19 protein-coding genes are annotated in these 23,413 nt (G+C 72.4%); 7 read left to right on the forward strand and 12 right to left on the reverse strand.

Going from position 1 to position 23,413, the window contains the following annotated elements; translation table 11 throughout:
• Nucleotides 1–20 precede the first annotated feature (20 nt).
• The 9 genes from ABNF97_RS30715 to ABNF97_RS30755 all read right to left on the reverse strand — a co-directional run bounded on the left by ABNF97_RS30715 (nucleotide 21) and on the right by ABNF97_RS30755 (nucleotide 11,279).
• On the reverse strand, nucleotides 21–1,007 hold the full coding sequence (locus ABNF97_RS30715) for a Pecanex-like protein 1 (RefSeq protein WP_349340655.1): 987 nt from the start codon (nucleotides 1,005–1,007) through the stop codon (nucleotides 21–23).
• 17 nt (nucleotides 1,008–1,024) lie between these two features.
• On the reverse strand, nucleotides 1,025–1,264 hold the full coding sequence (locus ABNF97_RS30720) for a hypothetical protein (protein WP_349340656.1): 240 nt from the start codon (nucleotides 1,262–1,264) through the stop codon (nucleotides 1,025–1,027).
• Between the two features lie 912 nt (nucleotides 1,265–2,176).
• Nucleotides 2,177–2,929, reverse strand: a complete 753-nt coding sequence (locus ABNF97_RS30725) for a zf-HC2 domain-containing protein (protein WP_130464102.1) — start codon at nucleotides 2,927–2,929, stop codon at nucleotides 2,177–2,179.
• Complete coding sequence (locus ABNF97_RS30730; protein ID WP_130464101.1) at nucleotides 2,926–3,618, reverse strand: sigma-70 family RNA polymerase sigma factor; 693 nt, start codon at nucleotides 3,616–3,618, stop codon at nucleotides 2,926–2,928. The genes ABNF97_RS30725 and ABNF97_RS30730 overlap by 4 nt, the downstream gene beginning before the upstream one ends.
• Before the next feature lie 187 nt (nucleotides 3,619–3,805).
• Nucleotides 3,806–4,663 (reverse strand): fused MFS/spermidine synthase, encoded by an 858-nt coding sequence (locus tag ABNF97_RS30735; protein WP_130464100.1) that lies wholly within the window; start codon nucleotides 4,661–4,663, stop codon nucleotides 3,806–3,808.
• Between the two features lie 114 nt (nucleotides 4,664–4,777).
• On the reverse strand, nucleotides 4,778–5,749 hold the full coding sequence (locus ABNF97_RS30740) for a hypothetical protein (protein WP_349340657.1): 972 nt from the start codon (nucleotides 5,747–5,749) through the stop codon (nucleotides 4,778–4,780).
• Entirely contained in the window at nucleotides 5,746–8,229 is a 2,484-nt protein-coding gene (locus ABNF97_RS30745) for an AAA family ATPase (protein WP_130464098.1), read from the reverse strand. The genes ABNF97_RS30740 and ABNF97_RS30745 overlap by 4 nt, the downstream gene beginning before the upstream one ends.
• Complete coding sequence (locus ABNF97_RS30750) at nucleotides 8,229–9,374, reverse strand: exonuclease SbcCD subunit D C-terminal domain-containing protein (RefSeq protein WP_130464097.1); 1,146 nt, start codon at nucleotides 9,372–9,374, stop codon at nucleotides 8,229–8,231. Before ABNF97_RS30750 ends, ABNF97_RS30745 begins: the two co-directional genes overlap by 1 nt.
• Nucleotides 9,375–9,452: 78 nt before the next feature.
• Complete coding sequence (locus ABNF97_RS30755) at nucleotides 9,453–11,279, reverse strand: ATP-binding protein (protein ID WP_502930574.1); 1,827 nt, start codon at nucleotides 11,277–11,279, stop codon at nucleotides 9,453–9,455.
• Between the two features lie 302 nt (nucleotides 11,280–11,581).
• On the opposite strand from ABNF97_RS30755, the gene ABNF97_RS30760 reads away from it, so the two are divergent.
• The gene (locus ABNF97_RS30760) at nucleotides 11,582–12,973 is read left to right on the forward strand and encodes a glycerophosphodiester phosphodiesterase (protein WP_349340658.1); all 1,392 of its coding nucleotides are present in this window, start codon (nucleotides 11,582–11,584) and stop codon (nucleotides 12,971–12,973) included.
• A gap of 47 nt (nucleotides 12,974–13,020) precedes the next feature.
• Here ABNF97_RS30760 and ABNF97_RS30765 read toward each other — a convergent pair whose 3' ends face one another.
• Nucleotides 13,021–13,764, reverse strand: coding sequence for a pyrimidine reductase family protein (locus ABNF97_RS30765; protein WP_349340659.1), 744 nt, complete (start codon nucleotides 13,762–13,764; stop codon nucleotides 13,021–13,023).
• A gap of 149 nt (nucleotides 13,765–13,913) precedes the next feature.
• Here ABNF97_RS30765 and ABNF97_RS30770 point away from each other — a divergent pair, with 149 nt between their 5' ends.
• The 6 genes from ABNF97_RS30770 (at nucleotide 13,914) to ABNF97_RS30795 (ending at nucleotide 20,821) form a co-directional block, all read left to right on the forward strand.
• Nucleotides 13,914–14,459: an IS1096 element passenger TnpR family protein gene (locus ABNF97_RS30770; RefSeq protein ID WP_130464095.1), complete on the forward strand. Its 546-nt coding sequence runs from the start codon at nucleotides 13,914–13,916 to the stop codon at nucleotides 14,457–14,459.
• 395 nt (nucleotides 14,460–14,854) lie between these two features.
• The gene (locus ABNF97_RS30775; RefSeq protein ID WP_349340660.1) at nucleotides 14,855–16,165 is read left to right on the forward strand and encodes an extracellular solute-binding protein; all 1,311 of its coding nucleotides are present in this window, start codon (nucleotides 14,855–14,857) and stop codon (nucleotides 16,163–16,165) included.
• 127 nt (nucleotides 16,166–16,292) lie between these two features.
• The gene (locus ABNF97_RS30780; RefSeq protein ID WP_130464093.1) at nucleotides 16,293–17,276 is read left to right on the forward strand and encodes an ABC transporter permease subunit; all 984 of its coding nucleotides are present in this window, start codon (nucleotides 16,293–16,295) and stop codon (nucleotides 17,274–17,276) included.
• Between the two features lie 62 nt (nucleotides 17,277–17,338).
• Nucleotides 17,339–18,172: an ABC transporter permease subunit gene (locus tag ABNF97_RS30785; protein WP_130466182.1), complete on the forward strand. Its 834-nt coding sequence runs from the start codon at nucleotides 17,339–17,341 to the stop codon at nucleotides 18,170–18,172.
• Nucleotides 18,169–19,602, forward strand: a complete 1,434-nt coding sequence (locus tag ABNF97_RS30790) for a GH1 family beta-glucosidase (RefSeq protein ID WP_130464092.1) — start codon at nucleotides 18,169–18,171, stop codon at nucleotides 19,600–19,602. Before ABNF97_RS30785 ends, ABNF97_RS30790 begins: the two co-directional genes overlap by 4 nt.
• A gap of 175 nt (nucleotides 19,603–19,777) precedes the next feature.
• On the forward strand, nucleotides 19,778–20,821 hold the full coding sequence (locus ABNF97_RS30795; RefSeq protein ID WP_130464091.1) for a substrate-binding domain-containing protein: 1,044 nt from the start codon (nucleotides 19,778–19,780) through the stop codon (nucleotides 20,819–20,821).
• 69 nt (nucleotides 20,822–20,890) lie between these two features.
• On the opposite strand, the gene ABNF97_RS30800 is transcribed toward ABNF97_RS30795, so the two are convergent.
• Nucleotides 20,891–22,168: an acyl-CoA dehydrogenase family protein gene (locus ABNF97_RS30800; RefSeq protein WP_130464090.1), complete on the reverse strand. Its 1,278-nt coding sequence runs from the start codon at nucleotides 22,166–22,168 to the stop codon at nucleotides 20,891–20,893.
• Between the two features lie 76 nt (nucleotides 22,169–22,244).
• Entirely contained in the window at nucleotides 22,245–23,354 is a 1,110-nt protein-coding gene (locus ABNF97_RS30805) for a phosphotransferase (protein ID WP_130464089.1), read from the reverse strand.
• Nucleotides 23,355–23,413 lie beyond the last annotated feature (59 nt).

Here is a 23,413-nt window from a genome sequence, read left to right on the forward strand (position 1 = left end):
CCGGCCCGAGCCGGCCGGAATCACCTGACGGTGATCCGCACTACGTCGAAGGCCGGCACCTGGTTGGCGCGGGTCATCATCGGGACCCGGTGCGAGCCGTCACCGGCCCACACCGCGCACTGCGCGGTACCCCGCTGGGTGAGCCCCGGCACGGTCACCGTGACGGTGTCCGGCCGGGCACCGCCCTGACCGTCCTCGGTCGCCACGAAGAACGCCGGTACCGGCGCCGGGTCCGGCGCGGTGCGGCTGCTGGTCAGCATCCGGCAGGCGGAGTGGAAGTGGCCACGGACCAGGCCCTCCTCGGTGAGGAAGGAGCTCTCCTTGTAGTAGCCGCCCTGCCCGGCCGCGAGGAACCGGTCCCGGACCAGGTTGCGGGTGCTGACCTGGAGCGTGAACTGCTGGTTGACCCGGACCGAGTTCGGCGCCCGGGTGATCAGCAGGGACGGGTTCTGCTCGGGGGCGCCGACCTCACCGAACGCGGTTCCCACGCAGCGCGGGCCGTTCTGGAAGCCGTCGTGCGTCTGGAGGTCGCTGTCCGCACAGTCCGCGCCCAGCGGCTCGAGCGCGGCCGGGTTGCCCGGCGCGGGGGTGCCGCCGGTGCCCGAGCTGGGCGTGCAGTTGGCGTCGCCGCGGCCGGGCCGACCACGCTGGGCCAGGGTGCCCGGCTCCTGCCCGTCACCGGGGTGCTGGATGGCGCCATGGTCGTGGTACGACCGGGTCTGCGGCTGCGCCGCCGTGCCCGGGCCCTCGGCGACCGCCGAGGAGGACGGGGCCGGCGTGCCCGGGGCGCTGGTCGACGGCGCGGAGGTCGCCGGCGCCGGAGCGGTCGGGCAGGGCTTGGCCGCCGGCGGCCGACCCCACCGGTTCCACGTGCCGGCGTTCGAGACCTGGGTCACCGTGACGATCGCGCCGAACACGCCCAGTGTGGCCAGTACGGCGATCAGGCGCTTGTTGCGTGGTGGTCGGTTCGAGCGCCGCCGTGAGGAGCGGACGGGGGTGTTCTTCACGTGGTGCCACCTCTTCCTTAGAGGGTTCGGTCAGCGAGGTCGGAGTTCAGCGGGACCAGGCTGGTGGTGCCGACGGCCAGGAGGCCGTCGGCCGAGTGCGGGATGCTGGGCGGGCCGTCGACGAGGCGGACCCGGAATCTGGCGATCGGCGCGCTGTCGACCCGGCGGGGGTCACCGGGCGCGGCGCTGGCCACGGAGATCGGCGAAGCGAAGGACGATCGGCGGTCGCCGGGTGGCAACCCGTATATCGCCTCCATCTTCCCGCCTTTCCGAAATATTCAGCCGGTAACGGTGCGAAAAAACCGTACGGAATGCGCTGGCTGAGAGTCAAACCGTGGTAGAGAAGATAGGGATCTCTTGAGGTCCACTTAAAAGGAACTTATGTTTCGGTGGGCGAACCATCGGCAGCCCCGTCGGGGGTCGTCGCCCGCGGTCGGCGGGGACTGGCCGCAGTGGCCGGTCGAAAGCGGTCCCGGACGGGCCGCGACGCCGGCCCGTCCGGGCCGGCGTCGCAGCCGGACATCGGCGGTTGCCGCGCGCCGCGTCCGGGATCGTGGCGGCGACCGACCGCGCCTACCCTGGCAACGGTCGGCCGCCGGGTCCGTGAGGCCGTACCGATGGTTCAACAGCCGCCGTTCTCCTCCGGCCGTGCCGGCGGCGGGGTGGCCGGCTTCGGGGCCGCAGGCTCGGCGACCACCTTCGCCGCCGGCCACGCGTGGCAGCGGGGTCGGTGTCCGGAGTGGTTCCCGCCGGTGCGCAGTCCGTCGACGCCGCGGGCGCCACGTCGGCCAGGACGGCGCCAGCCGGTACCGCGTCGGTCCGCTTCGTCGGTGCCACGTCCCCTCCTCCGCTGGACCGGTTGCCGGAAGGTACGGCCGTTCCGGCCGCCCGGATGAGCTATTCGCCGTGGACAATTTCACAGTGAAAGGTTGAACTCTTGCCCGGTGCGGTACGTACAAATCAAGCACCGCTGGTGCGTGCTTTCCGGCTGCTCGGCGAACTTGGGACGGCCGGCGATCCGATTCTGGGTGCGCAATTATCCGGGGAGTGGTGTCGCCGGGACGATGCGTGTATCGCCGTCACGTCGAGGGCCGCGAACGCCGTTTCCGGACCTGCGCGCCGGAAACCGCCGCCCGCACCTGCGACGGGCGGGGAGTGGACCGGTCCGGTCAGGTCGGCACGGTCACCAGCGGGGCCATCGACCCGTCGTCCCCGAGCACCTGCACCTGGAACCCGTCGATGTCGTCCGAGCCGCTGGAGGTGGCGGCCTCCAGCATGAGTGGGTTGGGCTGGGCCTTCGTCCCGTAGCCGGCGGCCGGCACCTTCCAGCTTGAGAGCGCCTCGGTCTTCCCGCTCCGGTGGATCAGCACCAGCCGGCACTCCTTCGGGCCGGAGAGCCCGCGCAGCGAGTAGGAGATCCGGGTGCCCCAGGGCGTCGAACCCAGGACCACCTCCATGGTCACCCCGCTGTCCGGGTCGGTGGCGGTGAACCGCTTTCCGGTCGGCGCGGGCCGTCCGGTGGCGCCCGGACCGCCGGTGGCCGTGCCGGTTCCGGGCGGCTGCGCGGTCGTCCCGGGATCGGCGATCCGGGTCCCGGTGAACAGCGCCAGACCGGTCAGCATCGCCACCAGGACCACACCGGCCGCCAGGCTGTAGAACCGCCGGCTCCGGGCCCGCCGCCGGTCCGCGCCGACCGCCGCCACGACCCGGTCGAAGAGCTGACCGTCGGAATCGGCGCGCTCGGCCACCATCAGGTCGTGCCCGTCGACATCGCCCAGCAGGTCCACCACCGGCAGCAGCGACTCCAACTCCCGCCCGCACTGCGCGCAGCTCGCCAGGTGCTCCTCGAAGCGCAGGGTGTCGCGCTCGTCCAGGACACCGAGCGCGTACGACGCGACGTCCCGGTGGATCTCGGCGTTCACTCGGTCACCCCCCGCTCCAGCAGGGCCGCCCGGAGTGCCCGCAGCGCGTAGTAGACCCGCGACTTCGCGGTGCCGAGCGGCAGCCCCAACTCCTCGGCCGCCTCCGGCACGGTGCGCCCCCGGAAGTACGTCGCCACCAGCACCTCCCGGTGCGGCTGGCTCAGGGTGCGCAGGGCGTCCGTGATCGTCATCATCCGGAGCACCCGGTCCGTGTCGTCCGATTCGGAGAACCCCTCGAGATCCCGGTCGTAGGTCTCGGCGGGGCGGGCCTGCTCGCTGCGGTGGTCGTCGATCACGATCCGCCGGGCGACGGTGACCAGCCAGGGGCGTAGCGACGACTGGCCGTGGGTGCCGAGCCGGTGCGCGTTGCGCCAGGCACGTAACAGCGTCTCCTGCACCACGTCCTCGGCGCGCTGGCGGTCGCCACCGGTCAGCCGCAGGACGAACATCAGCAGTGGTTTGGCGTGTTCCTCGTAGAGCACTCGAACGAGCTCGTCGGAGTGCCTCGTCTCGGCGGGGGTCGAGTTGTGGCGGCCGGCAGCCGGTCGCGATGTCACCGGCCCATCATTCCGTCCGGTTGGCGGCGCGTCGAGACCTTTCCGGTGCCGAATTGCCCGGCGTTGCGAGGTGGCGCACATTCGCCCCGGCATGACCGTGTCGGCATACCATCCACCGGCTACCGCCTGCATCCCACCCATACCTCCGCGTCGAAGGCGCGCGAGCCGGGCCCCGCCGTGGGGCCGGTCGATCCGCCGCGCCCGGGGTCCGGTCGATTCGCCGCCGGGAAGTACGGATCCCGGCCCGGGCCGGATCAATCGACGTCGAAGAAGTTGCGCCGGACCTGCGCCCCGGCGGCCGTCTGTCCGATGTGTCCGGCTAGCGGGTGATGGTGAAACTGCCCGGCGGAGGTGCCATGGAGGGTCGGGCGGCGGTGTCGGCGACCACCCGGGCGCCGTCGGTGAAGCGATCCAGCTCGGCGCCGGCCAGCACCCGGCCGGGAAACCAGTCTCCGGCGGCGCGCCGGACCAGTTCGGGCACCGGCAGTGCGACCCGGCTGCCGGCCAGCACCAGGTTGCCATACCGGCGGCCGCGCAGTACCGCCGAGTCGGCGATCAGGCAGGCCTCCGGGAGCACGGCCCGGACGGTGGCGACCTGGGCGCGGGCGTACCGCAGCGGCGGGCCGTCGGCGACGTTGACCAGGTGCACGCCGCCGGGGCGCAACACCCGGGCCGCCTCGGCCGCGAACTCCACCGAGGAGAGGTGCGCCGGGGTGCGGGCACCGGCGAAGACGTCGGCCACCACCACGTCGTAGCTGCCGTCCCGGACGGTACCGAGCACCTCCCGGGCGTCGCCCACCCGGACCCGCAGCCGGGGATCGGTCGGCCAGGGCAGCTTCTCGCGGACCAGGTCGACCAGGGCCGGGTCGATCTCGACGACCCGCTGCGTCGAGCCGGGCCGGGTGGTCGAGAGGTACCGGGGCAGGGTCAGCGCCCCACCGCCCAGGTGCAGTACCCGCAGCGGCTCGCCGGCCGGCGCGACGAGGTCGAGCACGATGGCGATCCGGCGGACGTACTCGAACTCCAGGTGGGTCGGGTCGGCGAGGTCGACGTGCGACTGCGGTGCCCCGTCGACCAGCAGGGTGTACGAGCCTGACCGGTCCGGGTCCGGGCGCAGCTCCGCCAGGCCGCTCGCCACCCTCACCGCGACCGCGTCGGCCCGCCGTTTCCGCCCCACGGGTGAAGTATCGCCGGCCGGCTCACCGGTCCCGGCGGGGGCCGCCGGAAGGAGCCCTTCGGCACACCGCGCCCGGTCGGCGGATCGGGCGCTGGTAGGGGCCGGCGGTCCGGCTCAGCGGGTGTGTGCGGCCCCGGCGGCCCGGGTGGTGGCCAGGGTCAGGGCGCGGTGCAGCAGCCGGCCGTCGCCGAGCCGGGCCCGCAGCCGGCGTTCCAGCCCGGCGATCGGGATCAGGTTCTGCGGCGCCCGGGGGTCCTTGTACGGCGTGGAGGCGAACTTCGGCAGCGTGACCAGGGAGAGGTTCGCCAACTCGACCGCCTGCTGCTCGGCCAGCTCGGCCGAGCACTCGACCCGGACGATCCCGGCCCAGGGGCCGCGCCCCGAGCCGGGCAGCCGCAGATACCACGAGTAGCCGCCCCAGGCAGTACCGAGCCGGAAGACCGGGGAGCGTTCCCGGGCGGCCAGCCCGGTGACCAGCGCGGTGTGCCGAGCGTCCAGGTATTGGCTGTGCTGCGTCTTGATGTAGCCGAGGGTGCGCGGCAGCTGCCGCCGACTGCGCAGCGGGCCGTCCACCACCAGCAGGTCGCCATCGTCCCGGACCGCGCCGGAGACCTTCACCTCAAGCGCGGTCAGCGGCGCCTGGACCGCCGCCGGCAGCTTGCTCAGCTCCCCGGTCCCGCTGAGCCGGTGTACGGCGTACCGGATCTGCCCGGCGACCACGTCCTGGGCCGACGGGCTGGCGGTGAAGAGTCCCCGCTCCACCTCCGCACCGGCCAGCTCGGCGGCGCCCCGGCGCAGGTCGCACCGGACCACCCCGGCGGCGTACGAGGCGGCCAGCCCGGGGAAGGAACTGCCGTCCGGCTCCTCGGTCCAGACGCTGGCGTCGATCCGGCGTACCCCGTCGACCAGCAGCACCACGTCCGGCGGCGCGATCGTGTCCGGGGCGGCGAGCGGGCGCCACTCGTCGGCGGGCAGCTCGACGTCGGTCTGCACCTGGGCGCTGCTCGGCGCCGCCGGGCCGCCGGCCGCTTCGAACGACGCACCGTAGGCCGGGTCCCAGGCGTCGACGAAGAGCCGGGTGCTCACCGGCCAGTCCGTTCCACCCGGGAACTGCGGGCGTCCTTGCGTACCTCGAACCGGACCGGAATCCGTTCCGCCAGCGCCGGTACGTGGGTGACCACCCCGACCATCCGGTCGCCCCGGGCGGCCAGATTCTCCAGGGTGGCGGCGACGGTCTCCAGGGTGGCCGCGTCCAGGGTGCCGAAGCCCTCGTCGAGCACGATCGACTCCAGGCTGGCGGTGGTGGTCGAGAGCCCGGCGAGCTGCTCGGCCAGCGCCAGTGCCAGCGCCAGCGAGGCCTGGAAGGTCTCGCCGCCGGAGAGGGTCCGGACCGCCCGGCGCAGCCCGGCGTCGTGGTGGTCGAGGACGAAGAACTCGCCCTTGTCGTGTGTCAGGTCGTACTGCCCGTCGGTGAGTTCACGCAGGATCCGGGAGGCCCCGTCGACCAGCATGTCGAGCGCCTCGGCCAGCAGCCAGCGTTCGAAGTTGTTGGCCCGCAGGTGCCCGGCGAGCGCCTTGGCGACCCGGGACTCCCGCTCGTGCCCGGCCCGCTGTTCGGTCAGCTCCCGGGCCTGTTCCCGGCGCTCGACCAGCCGGCGGTGCTCGGCCTCGGCCCGTTCGAGCGCCACCACCGCCAGCCGGACCGGGTCGGCGTCGGCTGCCGGCCGGTCCAGCCCGACGGCGGTGAAGAGCGCGGCGATCCGTTCGACCACCGCGTCGACGCCGTCGTGCGCCTCGGTCACCGCCGAGGCGGCGTCGGCCCGCCGGGCCCGCCGCTCCGCACCGGCCCGGGTCGCCCAGTCGGCGAGCCCGGCCCAGGCGGCGGTCACGTCCGCCCGGTCGGCGGCCGGCGGGCCGAGCCGGGCCACCCCGTCCCGCACCGTGTCGAAGGCGTGCCAGGCACCCCGCAGCCGCTCCTCGGCCGCCTCCACCCCGGCCCGGGCCCGCCGGGCCGCCTCCCGGGCCGCGCGTACCGCGCCGCCGGCCGCCTCCAGGTCCCGCCGGAGCCCGGCGAGCAGGTCGAGCCGCTCGCGCAGCGCGGCCGGGCCGGGGGAGTCGACCAGCCGGGCGTCCAGGTCGGCCAGCCGGGCGGTGAGCTGTTCGTGCCGGGCCCGTGCCTGGTCGAGGGTGCGCTCCAGGTCCCGGGCGGCCCGATCCCGCTCGGCGACCAGCCGGTCGGCGGCATCCGCGGCGGCCCGGGCGGCCTCGCCGGCCTTTTTCGCGGTGGCGACCGCCGAGCCCGCCGGCAGTGGTGGCACCTGGGTCACCGGCTGGGTGCAGACCGGGCAGGGCGCCCCGGCGTGCAGGTGGGCCCGGAGCGCCGCCGCCCGGTCGGCGGTCTGCGCCTCCTGGTAGGCCACCCGGGCCGCCTCCAGCTCGGCGGAGGCCCGCTCCGCACCGGCCCGGGCCGCCGCCAGCGCGGCCACCGCCGCGTCGTGGTCGTCGCCGGCCGCCGCCAGCGCGCCGGCCAGCGTCGCCGCCTCGCCGGCCACCTGCTCGCGTTCGGTGTGCGCCTGTTGGAGCAGCCGCAGCGCCGCCGGGTCGCCGGCACCGGCCAGCTCGCCGCGGAGCTTCTCCTCGCGTTCCTCGGCCACGGTTACCGCCGCCGACGCCTCGGTCACCGTTTCCCGGGCCGCCGCGACCGCCTCGGCGACCACCGCGAGGTCCCGGGGCGGCCGGACCCGATCCAGCTCGGCGAGTTCGGCGTCGAGTGCGGCGAGCGCGCGCTCCGCCTCGGTCGCGGCGGTACGGGCGACCCGCAGCTCGGGTACGGCGGCGTCGACCCCGTCGGCCAGCTCCCGCATCGCCTCCACCCGGCCGGCGGCGGTCGCCAGCGCCTCGTCGTCGATCCCGGTGAGCCCGTCGAGCATCCGGTCGACGGCCTCCAGCGCGGCGTCGGCCCGGGTCGCCCGCGCGGTCGCCCGCTTCTGCACCTCCTCGTAGACGCCGAGGCCGAGCAGGTTGACCAGGATCTGCTGCCGGGTCGCCGGCTTGGCGTGCAGGAAGTCGGCGAACTGCCCCTGCGGCAGCAGCACGCAGCTGGTGAACTGCTCGTACGGCAGCCCGACCGCCTCCAGCACCGCGGCGTCCATCTCGGCCGGGGTGCCGGCGATCACCTCGCCGAGGTCGTCCGGGCTCAGCCCGGTGTCGAACTTCGTCACGTCGAAGCCGGGCGGCATCAGTTGCAGCCCGGCGTTGCCGGTCTTCACGTTGCCCCGGCCGTCCCGCCGGACCACCCGGGTCGCGACGTAGCGCGCGCCGGCCGACTCGAAGACCAGCCGGACCCGGGCCTCGTTCGCCGACGGCGCCAGCGCGTTCGCGATGCCCCGGGCGCCGCCCCAGCGCGGCACCGTGCCGTAGAGCGCGAAACAGATCGCGTCGAGCACGCTGGACTTGCCCGAACCGGTCGGTCCGACCAGGGCGAAGAAGTCCGCGTCGGTGAAGTCGACGGTGGTGGCGTCCCGGAAGGCGGTGAAGCCGGCCAGGTCGAGCCGGAGCGGACGCACTAGCTGGTCGCCTCCTCGTAGAGTTCGTCGAAGAGTTCGCGCACCCCGTCGTCGGCCTGGCCCCGGCTGGCCAGGTAGTCGCCGAACAGCTCTCGCGGGGAGCGCCCGGCGCGCCGCGCGGCCCGGGTCGCGCCGGCGGCCGGCAGCATCTCCGGGTCGATCCGCACCTCCAGAGCCCGGGGGAGCAGCTCCTGCACCTCCTCGCGCAGCCCGGCCCGGGGTGCCTCCCGGACGTAGACCCGCAGCCACGCCGTACGGTCGTCGACCTTGGCGAGCTCGGCGAGGGTGCCGCGTACGGTGCGCAGCGGCGCCGCCGCGGTGATCGGCACTTCCCGGACCCGGGCGGCGGTGCGGGTGCTCACCTCGACGATGCTGACCGAGGGGCGGTTCTCCTCCTCGCCGAAGTCGATCGCCAACGGGCTGCCGCTGTAGCGGATGTGGCAGGGCCCGAGCACCTGCTGTGCCCGGTGCAGGTGGCCCAGGGCCACGTAGTGCGCACCGCTCGGGAAGACCGAGGCCGGTACGGCGTAGTTGAGCACGGTGTGCGCCTCCCGCTCGCCGCCGCCGGCCCGGGCGCCAACCACGGTCAGGTGACCGGTGACCAGGTGCACCCGGTCGGGGGAGTCGAAGCTCTCGGTCAGCCGTCCGAGCACCCGCCCGATGTGGTCGGCGTACGTCTGCACCGCCTCGGCGGCGGTCAGCTCGTACATCTCGACGGCCCGGACCGCGTACCGCTGGGAGAGGAACGGCAGCGCGACCAACCGCCACGCCTCGCCGCCGCCGGTGGTGCCGTCGATGACATGCTCGGCCGGGTTGTCCCGGACGCTGCCCCGCAGCGCCACCCCGGCGGCCTCGGCCCACGGGCGCAGCGCGTCCAGGGCCGGGCCGTTGTCGTGGTTGCCGCCGATCGCGACGACCTGGGCCCCGGTCCTGCGCAGCGCGGAGAGCGCCCGGGTGACCAGCCGGGTCGCCTCCGGGGTCGGCGCGGCGGTGTCGTAGAGGTCTCCGGCGACGATCACCAGGTCGGGGGACTCGGCCCGGGCGACCTCGACCAGTTGGGCGAGGGCGTCCCGGTGCTCGCCGATCCGGGACTGTCCCTTGAGGACCTTTCCGACGTGCCAGTCGGAGGTGTGCAGGATCTTCACGGTCGCCCAACCTCGTTGCCGTTCGTTCGCGACTGCGGGGCTCGCAAAACCGGCTCACTCCTCGCGCTCACGGGAAACCTAGAAGGGGATGTCGTCGTCGGAGAGCACGCCCGACCGGGAGCCGACGACCGCGAACGGGTCGGCGGCCTGGGTGATCGAGCGCAGTGTCCCGGTCGGCGCGGTGCCGGCCTCGGAGACCCGGGTCGCCCAGGCGGGGAAGGGGAAGTCCAGGCAGAGCGGCACCGGGATGTCCGGCTGGTTGACGAACATCGTGCCCGGCTTGGCCAGCAGCGCCCGCTGCCGCTGTGCGGCGGGGAGGAAGCCGTACTCCGGGCGGGATGCCTCGGCCGGGTCGAGCCGGCCGACCACCCGGATCGCCGAGTTGGTGACGATCCGCCGCTCCACCTCGCTGGCGGTCTGCTGGGCGCCGATCAGGATCACCCCGAGCGACCGGCCGCGCTCCGCGATGTCCAGCAGCACCTCCTTGATCGGCGAGGAGCCCTCCCGCGGGGCGTACTTGTTCAGCTCGTCGAGGACGACGAAGAGCAGCGGCTTGGCGGTGCCGGCCTTCTCCTTGCGCTCGAACTCGGTCTTCAGGGTCACCCCGACCACGAACCGCTGCGCCCGGTCCGGCAGGTTGTGCAGGTCGACGACGGTCACCTGGGCGCTCTCGGCGGTGTTCACGCTGTGCGGGCGGCGGGTGGCCAGGTCACCCCGGATCAACCGGGCCAGGTCCTTCTTGCTGCCGATCAGCCGCCGGGCGAAGGCGTTGACCGTGCCCATGTTGACCGCGCTGCCGGCCCACTCCGAGCGGGTCTCGTCATCGGTGAGCTGCTCGACGATGTGGTCGACCAGGTCGGGGTAGGAGTTGATCCGTACCCCGTCGACGCTGACCCCGCCGTCGGCGGGCTGGGCGTACCGGTGCAGGTGGGCGGCGACGGAGTGCACGACCATGGTGTATTGCTGACGCTCGTCGTCGGCGTCGGCGAAGACGTACGGCAGGAGGCGGTCGGCACAGAACTCGGTCAACGTCCAGTAGAAGCTGTCCACCCCGGCGAGCCGGCTGCTCACGTCCGGGGTGCCGGAGGAGTCGCCGGCCCGGGGCGGGGCGTAGACCCGCACGTCCGGGAACGCCCCGGCCGAAAGCCCCAGCTTCGCGTAGGTCTCGGTGGTGGCCGCGTCGAGCCGGCTGTTGGGGTGGTCGAGGAAGAGCAGGTCCTCACCCTTGACGTTGAAGATCAGTGCCTTGGCGTTCACCGCGTCGCCGCCGAGCACCCCGGAGCGGAACACCGAGTAGAGCAGGAAGGTGGCGAAGCTGGTCTTGGTGGCCACCCCGGAGATGCCGGAGATCGAGACGTGGGCGCCCCGGCTGCCGTCCAGGAAGTCGGCGTTGAGGAAGACCGGCACGCCGTCCCGGCCGATCCCCATCGGCACCCGGCGTTCCATCCGGTCGAAGTGCAGCGCCGCCGACCGGGCCTCGCCCTCGGCCCGGTAGACCACCGCGCCGGGCGACGGCGGCACGTAGAACTCCGGGTCGACCCGGGTGGTGGTGATCTCGGCCGCCTCCTGCACCATCGCCGGCAGGGTGCCGTCGGCGATGGCGAAGACGTCGGAGTCGAACTGCGCCCCCTCGTGCCGGGCCCGGACCTGGGTGACCACCCCGGCGATGGTGACCGGCTCCCGGTCGGGCAGCTCGCGCCGGGTCACCACCACGTCGTCGAGTTGGAGGTAGCTGCCCGGGGTGACGGCCGTCCAGAACTGCAACGGGGTGGCGTCGGCGGTGCCCAGCACCCGGCCGACCGCCGCGCCCGGTCCCTCCGGCGGGCTCTCGGTCACGGCGCCACTCCGGTGGGTGTCGTCCCGGTGGGTGCCGACCCGGCCGGTGTCGATGCGGCCGGTGTCCATCCGGCCGGTGTCGCCCGGGTCGGGGTGGGGATCTGGTCAAGACACACGAGTCGCATCCTGCCTCACTGGTACGACACCGTGCCACGCGGCGCGGCGACGACGGCCGGCGCTCCGCCGAGTTCGTCCCGAACTCGACTGGACACGGCTGGTTTGCGGCACCTTAATCAGATCTTGACGTTCCGTTCCCCGCCGTCCCGCTAACCTCATGCGCCATGATGACCCTCAATCCGTCACCGGACCGGAACAACACGCCGGTTCCGGCGGGACGCGGAACCCATCGGAGCCGGCGTGTCCCGGCGCTCGTGACCGCCCTGCTGCTGGCCGCCACCGTCGGCGCCGGAGCCGCCGCCACCACCGACCCGGTACCGGCCGCCGCCGAACCGGGCCGGGTGCACGTGTCGGAGAACTTCGACGCCGGCACGCTGCCGACCGGCTGGCGTGCGATCGACGGCAACTGGCGGGTACAGAACGGCCGGCTCTACGGCACCTCGACCGGTTCCACCCAGAACAACAAGATCACCTTTGGTGCGTACCTGGCGCACTTCCGGTTCGAGGCGACCGTACGCTTCGAGTCGGTGAACGCGAGCACCCGGTGGGCCGCGTTCGGCCTCGACGTACCGGCGAGCGGGGCCACCCCGTGGTGGATCGCCACCATGCGCAGCGGCACCACCGCGGCCAACGGGCTGGAGTTCGCCGAGCGCACCACCGCTCCCTCGTGGAACGTGACGGAGACCGCCGCCGCGCCGACCGCCGCCGGCACCGGCCGGGACGTCCGGGTCGCCATCGAGGTGCACGGCAGCCAGGCCCGGTGGTCCTTCGAGGGTCGGGAGCTGCTCCGGACCAGCAGCCTGCGCCGGTCCGGTACGGCCGGACAGGCGCTCTTCGTCAACGGCTCCACGGTCTCCTTCGACGACGTCCGGATCACCGAGCTGGCGCCGAGCGCCCTGCTCCGCTCGCCGGGCAGCCCGGTCGCGGTGATCGCGCACCGGGGTGCCTCGGCCGCGGCACCGGAGAACACCCTGGTGGCCCAGGAGGTCGCCCGGCGGGGCGGCGCGGACTGGATCGAGAACGACGTGCAGCCGAGCAGCGACGGCGTGCCGTTCGTGTTGCACGACTCGACCGTGGACCGCACCACCGACGGCACCGGGGCGATCCGCTCGCTGACCAGCACCCGGCTCAAGACGCTGGACGCGGGCTCCTGGTTCGCCCCGCACTACGCCGGGGTGCCGATACCGACCCTGGCCGAGCAGTTGGCGGACCTGCGCACCCGGGGCGGTCGGCTGGTGCTGGAGATCAAGGGGGCGCACAGCCGGGCCGAGGTCTCCCGGATCGTCGCGCTGGTTCGCGAGCAGCAGATGGCCGACCGGGTACTGGTGCAGAGCTTCGATGTCGACGTGCTGCGGTACACCCGCGAGCTGGCCCCGGAGCTGCCACTCGGGCTGCTCCGCAGCACCCTGGACGCCGATCCGGTGGCGATCTCCACCGAACTCGGGCTGGCCACCTACAACCCCTCCTCGGCGGCGCTGCTCACCCGGCCGGCGATCATCGGTGACCTGCACCGGGCCGGAGTCGCGGTGATGGTCTGGACGGTGGACGCCCCGGCCGGCTGGCGGCAGGTGGACGACCTGGGCGTGGACGGAATCATCACCAACCGCCCGGCCGAACTCGTCGGTTGGAACTCCGCGCAGGAGTAGTGGCGCACCGGCGGTGCCCCGAGGTCCGGGGCACCGCCTCCGGCGGCTCAGTCGCGGGCGTACCGCAGCAGCAGCTCGTCCCCGGCGGCGAGGACGTGTCGCAGCGACATCCCGCGCGGTGCGGTGGTCGGCCCGGCGGTGATCCGTCCGGCGCCCGGACCGGCCAGCATCGGCGCCACCGTCAGGCAGACCTCGTCGACCAGACCGGCGGCGGTGAGCGAGCCGAACAGGTGCGGTCCGCCCTCGCAGAGCACCTGGCCGTGCCCACGGTGGTGCAGTTCGGCGAGGCCGGCGGCCAGGTCGACCTGCTCCTCGCCGTGCCGCAGCAGCTCGGCGACGTCGGCGAGCCCGGCCGGCGCCTCGGCCCGCTCGGTGGTGAGCACCACCGGCCGGACCGGTGCGTCCGCGAAGGCCGCCGACTCGGGGTCGAGGTTCAGTGCCCGGGAGACCACCACCAGGGTCGGGTACTCGGCCAGCCCGTGCTCCCGGCGCCAGGCCCGCCGCCGCTCGTCCAGCCGGAGCGAGTGGTACGCCTCGTGCCGCAGCGTGCCGGCGCCGACCAGCAGCCCGTCGCAGGCCATCCGCAGCAGCCCGAAGACCCGCTTGTCCGGCGCACTGGAGAGCCCGGCGGAGTGCCCGTCCAGCTCCACCGCGCCGTCGACGCTGGCGACGAAGTTCACCCGCAGGTGTGGCCGGGCGAGGCGCGGATAGAGCGCGATCAGTGCCGGCTCGTCCAGCGGCGTCGCCGCCGGGTCAGGCCACAACCTGGTTATTCCGACATTACCGGTCATTCGGTGACCGGACCGGTGACCGGAGGGACGGGTGCGGGGGTACGGTGCTGGCAGTCGCACCAGTTGCGACCGCGGCAGTCGACGTGCCTGTTGTCACGGCAGGCTCGGCAGATCATGCCGGTAAGCCTATGCCCGGAGGGTGGGAGACGATGCGCCGTCAGATCTTCCAGCTCAAGGTGTCGCTCGCCGACGTCACGCCGTCGGTCTGGCGGCGGGTGCTGGTGCCGGGCGGCTACACCCTGGACCGGGTGCACCGGGTGTTCCAGTCCGTACTCGGCTGGCAGAACTGCCACCTGCACTCGTTCGACATCGACGGGGTGCAGTACGGGGTGCCGGACCCGGAGGGGGAGTTGACGCTCCGCGACGAGCTGGACACCCGGCTGGACGCGGTGGCGACGAAAGGCGGCCGCTTCCTCTACACCTACGACTTCGGCGACTGGTGGGAACACGACGTGACCGTCGAGGACGTCTTCGGTGCCGACCCCGACGAGCGGTACCCGGTCTGCTCCGCCGGCGCCGGGGCCTGCCCGCCGGAGGATGTCGGCGGCCCGTACGGCTACCGGCGGTTCCTCGCCGCGATGGCCGATCCGGCCCATCCGGAGCACGAGGCGCTGCGGGAGTGGCTCGGCCGCCCCTTTGCCCCGTCGACCTTCGACCCGGGCCGGGCGACCACCCTGGCGCGCTGGCTCAGCTAGGGATTCGGTTACCCACCGGTTGGTCCATACCGCCGGCCGGGGCGTCACCTCGGGGATGCCGGGGCGTTACCTCGGGGATAACGCCCGCTTTGCGGGTGAGTGACCCGGCGCCGTCGGTAACGAAATGGGAACGCTCCCAGATGCCCATTGACACCCCAGAAGCGCGCCGGCAATCTCATGGGAGCGCTCCCGGGGTCTGTGGTCAACGCCACACAACCACCGGCGACGCGTCGCACCGAAATCCCACCGCGCGGCTCCGGGCCTCCGTCCGGCGGTTGCGTCGGCGGGCGGACACGCACCTCGGCACCACCGGGAAAGCACGGCACCAGCAGCGGGACACACACGAATCTCCGCCACCACCACTACACGAGTTACCCACCTGAGAGGGGTCAGGGATGAGCGTCATCAGGCGCCGGCTCCGCACGGCCGCGGTCGCCGCGCTCGCCGCGGGCGTGGCTCTCGGCAGCACCGCGTGCAGCAAGAGCGACAACGACGGGTCCAGCGGCGAAGGGGGGCAGGTCAAGCTGGTCCTGCAGACCTTCCAGAACTTCGGTTACGACCAGGCGATCAAGGACTTCGAGGCAGCCAACCCCAACATCAAGGTCGAGCACCAGAAGATGGGCGAGCTGCGCGACTTCCAGCCGAAGCTGGTGCAGTGGCTCGCCGCGGGCAGCGGCGCCGGCGACGTGGTCGGGCTCGAAGAGGGCGTACTGCTGGGCTACGTACAGAACCACGACAAGTTCGCCAACCTGCTCGACCTCGGTGCCGGCGAGCTGAAGTCCACCTTCCCGGAGTGGAAGTGGAACAACGCCCTGACCCCGGACGGCAAGAAGCTGATCGGGCTCGGCACCGACGTCGGCGGCCTGGCCATGTGCTACCGCCGGGACCTCTTCGAGCAGGCCGGTCTGCCGACCGACCGGGAAGAGGTGTCGAAGCGGATCACCACCTGGGACGACTACATCGCGCTGGGCAAGGAGTTCAAGGCCAGCGGCAAGGTCAAGGCTGCCTGGCTGGACAGCGGGACCAGCCTGATGCAGCCGTACATCATGCAGAACTCCGAGACGTTCTTCTTCGACAAGGACAACAAGTTCATCGGTGACACCAACCCGATCATCAAGCAGACCTGGGACATGGGCCTGCAGATGGCGGCCGACGGGCTCACCGCCAAGGCGCAGCGCTGGAGCGCCGACTGGGACGCCGCCTTCAAGAACTCCGCCTTCGCCACCCTGCCCTGCCCGGCCTGGATGACCGAGGGCGTCATCAAGCCGCGCTCCGGCCCGGCGAACGCCGGCAAGTGGGACATCGCGACGATCCCGGGCGGCGGCGGCAACTGGGGCGGCTCCTACCTCGGCATCCCGGAGCAGAGCAAGCACAAGGAGGAGGCCTACAAGCTGGCCAAGTACCTGACCAGCAAGGAAGGCCACCTGGCGGCGTTCAAGGAGGCCGGCGCCATGCCGTCCGACATCGCCGGCATCGAGGACCCGGCCTTCAAGGACCAGAAGAGCGAGTACTTCAACAACGCCCCCACCGGCGAGATCTTCGGTGCGAGCGTGAAGAACATGCAGCCGGTCTTCCTCGGCGCCAAGCACCAGCAGATCTGGGAGACGGTGGTCGAGCCGCAGATGCAGGCGGCCGAGCGCGGTCAGCTCAGTTCGGACGCCGCCTGGAAGAAGGCGATGGACGAGGCCAAGAAGCTGACCAGCTAGGTCGACCGATGACCTGCCGCGCCCACGGGTGACCCGTGCCCGTGGGCCGGCGCTGGTGCCCACACCCGCGGAGGGTGTGGGCACCAGCGCGAGGTCACGGCGGCCCACCTCCCCGGAAGGACCCGCAATGAGCTCTGCTGTCGGCGCGGCACCACCACGGCACGCTGCCACGCCACCCACTCCGGAACCGGCGCACCGTCAGCGGTCGTACCGCCTGGGCCGCTGGGACATCAAGTACTCCCCGTACCTCTACATCGCACCCTTCTTCATCCTCTTCGGGATTTTCGGCCTCTTCCCGGTCCTCTACACGGTCTACGTCTCGCTCTTCGAGTACGACCTGCTCAGCGACACCAAGGAGTTCATCGGCCTGGAGAACTACCGCGTCGTCCTGGCCGACACGCAGTTCTGGAACGCCGCTTACAACACCGTCGGCATGTTCGTGGTCAGCACCGTGCCGCAGCTCGTGGTGGCGCTCATGATCGCCAACCTGCTGAACCGGCAGATGCGGGGCCGCACCCTGTTCCGGATGGGCATCGTCATTCCCAACATCACCTCGGTGGCGGCGGTCGGCATCATCTTCGCGCTGATCTTCGCCGACCGGTACGGGCTGGTGAACTGGCTGCTCGGCACCGTGGGGATCGACCCGATCGCCTGGCGGGACAATCGCTACGCCTCCTGGTTCGCCATCGCCTTCATGGTCGACTGGCGGTGGACCGGTTACAACGCGCTGATCTACCTGGGCGCGATGCAGGCGATCCCCAAGGACCTGTACGAGTCGGCGGCCCTGGACGGTGCCTCCACCTGGCGGCAGTTCTGGAAGATCACCGTGCCGCTGATCCGGCCGACCATTCTCTTCACGATCATCATCTCCACCATCGGCGGTCTCCAACTCTTCACCGAGCCCCTGATGTACGGCTACGGGCTGATCCGCGGTGGTGCCCAGAACGAGTTCCAGACGCTGGCGATGTACATCTACGAGCGGACCTTCACCGGAAACTTCGAGTACGGCTCCGGAGCCGCGATGTCCTGGCTGCTCTTCCTAATGATCATCATCTTCGCGGTGATCAACTTCGTGCTGGTACGTCGCTCGGTCAAGGGGGAGCAGAAGTGACCACCATCCAGACCCTGCCCCGCTCGGTCGCCCCGCAGCCGCCCCGCCGCCGGCGCCGAACCATGCCCGGAGCACGGCTCTGGGAGGCCAGCCCTCTGACCTACCTGGCCCTGGTCGCCGGCTCGATACTCTCGATCTTCCCGATCGTCTGGTCGTTCATCATCGCCTCCCGGGACAACGGCGCGGTGTACGAGATGCCGCCCACCCCCGGCGGCAAGCTCTTCGAGAACATCGACCGGATGCTGGCCAACGAGGACGCCGCGTTCCTCTACGGCCTGGCCAACTCGTTCGTCGTGTCGACCGTGGTGACCGTCTCGGTGATCTTCTTCTCCACGCTGGCCGGCTTCGCCTTCGCCAAGCTCAGGTTCCGGGGAAGCAACGCCCTGCTGCTGTTGATCATCCTGACCATGATGGTGCCGACCCAGCTCGGCATCATCCCGCTCTACCTGATGATGGTGGAACTGGGCTGGACCGGCACCCTCCAGGCGGTCATCGTGCCGTTCCTGGTCCAGGGCTTCGGGGTCTTCATGATGCGCCAGTACGCGACGTCCGCGATCAGTGACGAGCTGATCGAGGCAGCCCGGCTCGACGGCTGCTCCACCTGGCGGGTCTACTGGAACGTGGTGCTGCCCGCACTGCGGCCGGCCGCGGCAGTGCTCGGCCTGCTCATCTTCATGCAGACCTGGAACGACTTCCTCTGGCCGTTCGTCGTGCTCACCCCCGACACGCCGACCGTGCAGTACTCGTTGAAGATCCTTTCCTCGGGCCCGTACCAGACGGATTATGTAGCTCTGTTCGCCGGTACCGCGTTGGCGACCCTGCCGCTGTTGATCGTGTTCATCATCTTCGGCCGCCAGATCATCGGCGGCATCATGGAAGGCGCCGTCAAGTCGTGAGCAACACCGCGAGCCCAGAGTCCACGCAACTGCTCGAAAAGGGTGTGGGCGCCACGTTTCCGCCCGGTTTCGTCTGGGGCACCGCCACCGCGGCGTACCAGATCGAGGGCGCGGTGCGTGAGGGCGGTCGAAGCGCATCGATCTGGGACACCTTCAGCCACACCCCGGGCCGGGTCCTGCACGGCCACACCGGTGACGTCGCCTGCGACCACTACCACCGGTACCGCGACGACGTGGCGCTGATGGCCGAGCTGGGGCTGAAGGCGTACCGGCTCTCGGTGGCCTGGCCCCGGATCCAGCCGGACGGGCACGGCCCGGGCAACCAGGCCGGGCTGGACTTCTACCGGCGGTTGACCGACGAGTTGCTGGAGCACGGCATCGAGCCGTGGATCACGCTCTACCACTGGGACCTGCCGCAGGCGATCGAGGACGCCGGCGGCTGGCCGAACCGCGACACCGCCGCCCGGTTCGCCGAGTACGCCGAGCTGACCGTCGCGGCCCTCGGCGACCGGGTCCGGCACTGGATCACCCTCAACGAGCCGTGGTGCTCGGCGTTCCTCGGCTACGGCTCCGGGGTGCACGCGCCGGGGCGTACCAATCCGGGTGAGGCGGTCCGGGCGGTGCACCACCTGATGCTCGGGCACGGCCTGGCCACCCGGGCGATCCGGGCGGCCCGGCCGGACGCCGAGGTCGGGGTGACCCTCAACCTGTACGCGGTCTCCCCGCAGACCTCCTCCGACGGCGACGCGGACGCGGCCCGCCGGATCGACGGGCTGGCCAACCGGATCTTCCTGGACCCGGTGCTGCGCGGCAGCTACCCGGCGGACGTGGTGGCCGACCTGGCCACGGTGACCGATTTCGGTCACGTCCAGGAGGGTGACCTGGAGACCATCTCCACCCCGATGTCGTTCCTCGGCATCAACTACTACAGCCGGCACGTGGTGGCGGCCCCGGTCGAGGGCGTCGAGCCGGAGCCGTACTGGCGGGCCCAGTCGAGCTGGCCCGGCAGCGAGCAGGTCCGGTTCGTCACCCGGGGCGTGCCGGTGACCGACATGAACTGGGAGATCGACGCCCCCGGGCTGGTCGAGACCCTGGAGCGGGTGCACCGGGATTACCCGGAGCTGCCGCTCTACATCACCGAGAACGGCTCCGCCTTCGTCGACGAGGTGGTGGACGGCCGGATCGACGACGTCGACCGGCTCGACTACTTCGACGCACACCTGCGGGCCTGCCACTCCGCGATCACCGCCGGAGTGCCGCTGCGGGGCTATTTCGCCTGGTCACTGCTTGACAACTACGAGTGGGCGTGGGGGTACACCAAGCGCTTCGGCATGGTCTACGTCGACTACGACAGCCAACGCCGGATTCCCAAGTCGAGCGCCAGGTGGTACGCCGAGGTGATCCGACGTAACGGTCTGGCCGCACAATGAACCTTCGTCAACCCCGCTGCGCGGTCCGTCGTGACCACAGGTGAAAGTCGGGACGCCGGCACCGTGCCGTCCAGGTTGAAGAAGGTTCAATAGGCGTGGTCAGCCAGTATTGGGGGTGCCCGGCACCGGCCCGCACGGGGCCGGTGCCGGACATCCGACGTCGGAGGGACAGACGATGACAACCCAGCGCACCCGCTCGCTCGGGCGGCCCACCCTGGATGCGGTCGCCGCCCGCGCCGGAGTGGGGCGGGGCACCGTGTCCCGCGTCGTCAACGGATCACCACAGGTGAGCCCGGAGGCCCGGGCGGCGGTGCAGCGGGCCATCGCCGAGCTGGGCTACGTGCCCAACCGGGCGGCTCGGGCCCTGGTCACCCAGCGGACCGACTCGGTGGCCCTGGTGGTCTCCGAGTCGGAGGAGCGGGTCTTCGGCGAACCGTTCTTCGCCGGCATCGTGCGCGGGATCAGCTCCGCACTGCTGGAAACCCCGATGCAGCTCTGGCTGGCGATGGCACAGTCCCCGGCCGAGCGGGAGCGGGTCGAGCACCACCTGACCAACCAGCACGTGGACGGGGTACTCCTGCTCTCGCTGCACGACGCGGATCCGCTGCCCACCCTGCTGGAGCAGCGCGGGCTGCCGACCGTGCTCGGTGGCCGGCCGGCCCGGATGCTCGGCGACCCGTCCGGGGCGTACTTCGTCGACGTGGACAACGCCGGCGGCGCCCGACAGGCGGTCGAGCACCTGGTCGGGCAGGGCCGCAAGCGGGTGGCGACCATCGCCGGCCCGCAGGACATGGGCGTCGGCGTGGCCCGGCTCGCCGGCTACCAGGACGCGGTACGCACCAGCGGCGGGCTGATCAGCGAGGCCATGATCGCGTACGGCGACTTCAGCGAGACCAGTGGCGCGGCGGCGATGCGCCGGCTGCTGGACAGCTGCCCCGAACTCGACGCGGTCTTCGTCGCCTCCGACCTGATGGCCTGCGGGGCGTTGCGGGCGCTGCGCGAGTCCGGCCGCCGGGTGCCGGAGGACGTCGCGGTGGTGGGCTTCGAGGACGCCCCGATCGCCCGGCAGACCGAGCCGCCGCTGACCACCATCTTCCAGCCGATGGAGGAGATGGGGCGGCAGATGGCCCGGCTGCTCGTCTCGCGGATCAAGCGGGAGGAGCGCGAGGTGCCGTACGTGCTGCTCGACACCCACCTGGTGCACCGCGCCTCCGCCTAACCCCTCCGCCTGCCTCCCGGAAGGCCGCGCCACAGGCGGACGGCTCGGTGCGGCTCAGTCGCCCGTGGCTCAGTCGCCCGTCCAGCGCCGCAGTTCACGGCGGGCCAGCCCGGCCCGGTGCACCTCGTCCGGGCCGTCGGCCAACCGCAGCGTCCGCGCGTGGGTCCAGAACTCGGCCAGCGGGGTGTCCTGGCTGACCCCGGCCCCGCCGTGCGCCTGGATCGCCTTGTCGATCACCCACTCCGCCATCGCCGGAGTCACGATCTTGATCGCCTGGATCTCGGTGTGCGCGCCCTTGTTGCCGACGGTGTCCATCAACCAGGCGGTCTTCAGCACCAGCAGCCGGGCCTGCTCGATCCGGACCCGGGACTCGGCGATCCACTCCTGCACCACGCCCTGCTCGGCCAGTGGCCGGCCGAACGCGACCCGTCCGGCCGCCCGCCGGCAGAGGAGTTCGAGGGCGCGCTCGGCCATCCCGATCAGGCGCATGCAGTGGTGGATCCGGCCCGGCCCGAGCCGTGCCTGGGCGATCGCGAAGCCGTCCCCGGGCCCGCCGATCAGATGGTCCGCGGGCACGCGTACGCCGTCGAAGTCCACCTCGGCGTGCCCGCCGTGCGCGCCGTCGGAGTAGCCGAAGACGGTCAGGCCGCGCCGCACCGTCACGCCCGGGGTGTCCCGGGGTACCAGCACCATGCCGTGCTGCCGGTGCCGGGGGGCCGCCGGATCGGTCCTGCCCAGCACGACGAAGAACGCGCAGCGCGGGTCCATCGCCCCGGTCGACCACCACTTCCGCCCGGTGACCACGTACTCGTCGCCGTCCCGTTCGATCCGGGTGGCGATGTTGGTCGCGTCCGAGGAGGCCACCTCGGGCTCGGTCATGCAGAACGCCGAGCGCAGTTCGCCGTCGAGCAGCGGGCGCAGCCAGCGCTCCCGTTGTGCCGGACTGCCGTACTCGACCAGCAGCTCGATGTTGCCGGTGTCCGGGGCGGCGCAGTTGAGCGCCTCCGGGGCCAGGTGCGGGCTGCGGCCGGTCAGCTCGGCCAGCGGGGCGTACTGGAGGTTGCTGAGCCCGGCGCCGTACTCCGGGTCCGGAAGGAAGAGATTCCACAGGCCCCGGCGCCGGGCCTCCGCCTTGAGTTCCTCGACGATCGGCGGCCGGCGCCACGGTCCCGCCGAGGTCGGTCCGGCCGCCCCCGGGTCGGTCGCGGTGGGATGGGCCGCCCCGGGGGCGGCCGCCGCGGCGACCTGCTCGGCGTAGACCGGCTCGGCCGGCAGGATCCGGTCGGTCAGGAAGTCGTGCAGCGCCTCGTGCAGTTCGGCGGTGCGTGCGTCGAATCCGAAGTCCATCGAATCTCCTCGGCAGGTCAGCTCGTGGGTGGTTTCCGGTGTGCGCTCCCGTTGGTCTGTGCGGCGGGGGCCGGGGTCAGCCCCGACGGAACGCGGTCAGCCCGTACTCGACCAGCGGATCGACGAGGTCGCCGATCCGGTCGAAGCCCTCGCCGACGGTCTGCCCCAGGGTGTGCCGATAGTGGATGCCCTCGCAGATGACGGCGAGCTTGAAGCAGCCCAGCGCCACGTGCCAGTCCAGCGGGCCGACGTCGACGTCGCTGCCGGCCGCGTACCGCTCGATCAGCTCGGCGCCGGACGGGAAGCCGGCGCGCGGGCCGAGCCCGTCGGCGACCGGGTTGTTCTCGGCCGCGTCGGAGTCGCCGAGCACCTCCCAGTAGGTCAGCAGCAGACCGAGGTCGGCGAGCGGGTCGCCGAGGGTGGCCATCTCCCAGTCGAGTACCGCCCGGATCGTCACCGTCGCGGTCTCCGGCGGATCGCCACCGGCCGGCCCGCAGTCGGCGATCAGGTTGTCGAGGCGGTAGTCGCCGTGCACGATCCGCCCGGCGTTCCAGCCGTCCGGTGCGGTCGCGGTCAGCCGACGGCGCAGCTCGTCGATGCCGGGCAGCGGCCGGCTGCGGGACCGGTCGAGCTGCCCACCCCAGCGGCGCACCTGCCGGGCCAGGAAGCCCTCCGGCCGGCCGAAGTCGGCCAGCCCGACATCGGCCGGGTCGACGCCGTGCAGCGTCGCCAGCACGTCCATCATGCCGAGCGCGAGCGCCCGGCGCTGGGCCGGCGTCAGCGGGTCGGTCTGGCTCCGGCTCCGGTACACCACCCCGGGCACCCGCTCCATCAGGTAGAACGGCGCGCCGAGCACCGCCTCGTCGGCGCAGTGCAGCAGGGTGGCCGGCACCGGCACCCCGGTCGGGGCGAGCGCCGAGATCACCCGGAACTCCCGGGCCATGTCGTGCGCGGTGGCCAGCACGTGCCCGAGCGGCGGCCGGCGGAGCACGAACTCGCGCCCGCCGGTCCGGACCAGGTAGGTGAGGTTCGACCGGCCGCCGGCGATGAGTTCCGCCCGGAGCGGACCGGCCAGCAGGTCGGGGCGGTGCGCCGCGAGATGCCCGGCCAGGCGGTCGAGGTCGAGCCCGGACGGCGACCCGGCGGGTGGCTCCGGCCGGACGGCGGTGGCCGGCGGATCAGTCATCCGAAAAGTTGATGGCATCCCGGCCGTCGAGTCAAGCCCGGGCCGCTGCCGGCCCACCC

The organism is Plantactinospora sp. B6F1 (assembly GCF_040120695.1).
Lineage (GTDB): Bacteria > Actinomycetota > Actinomycetes > Mycobacteriales > Micromonosporaceae > Plantactinospora.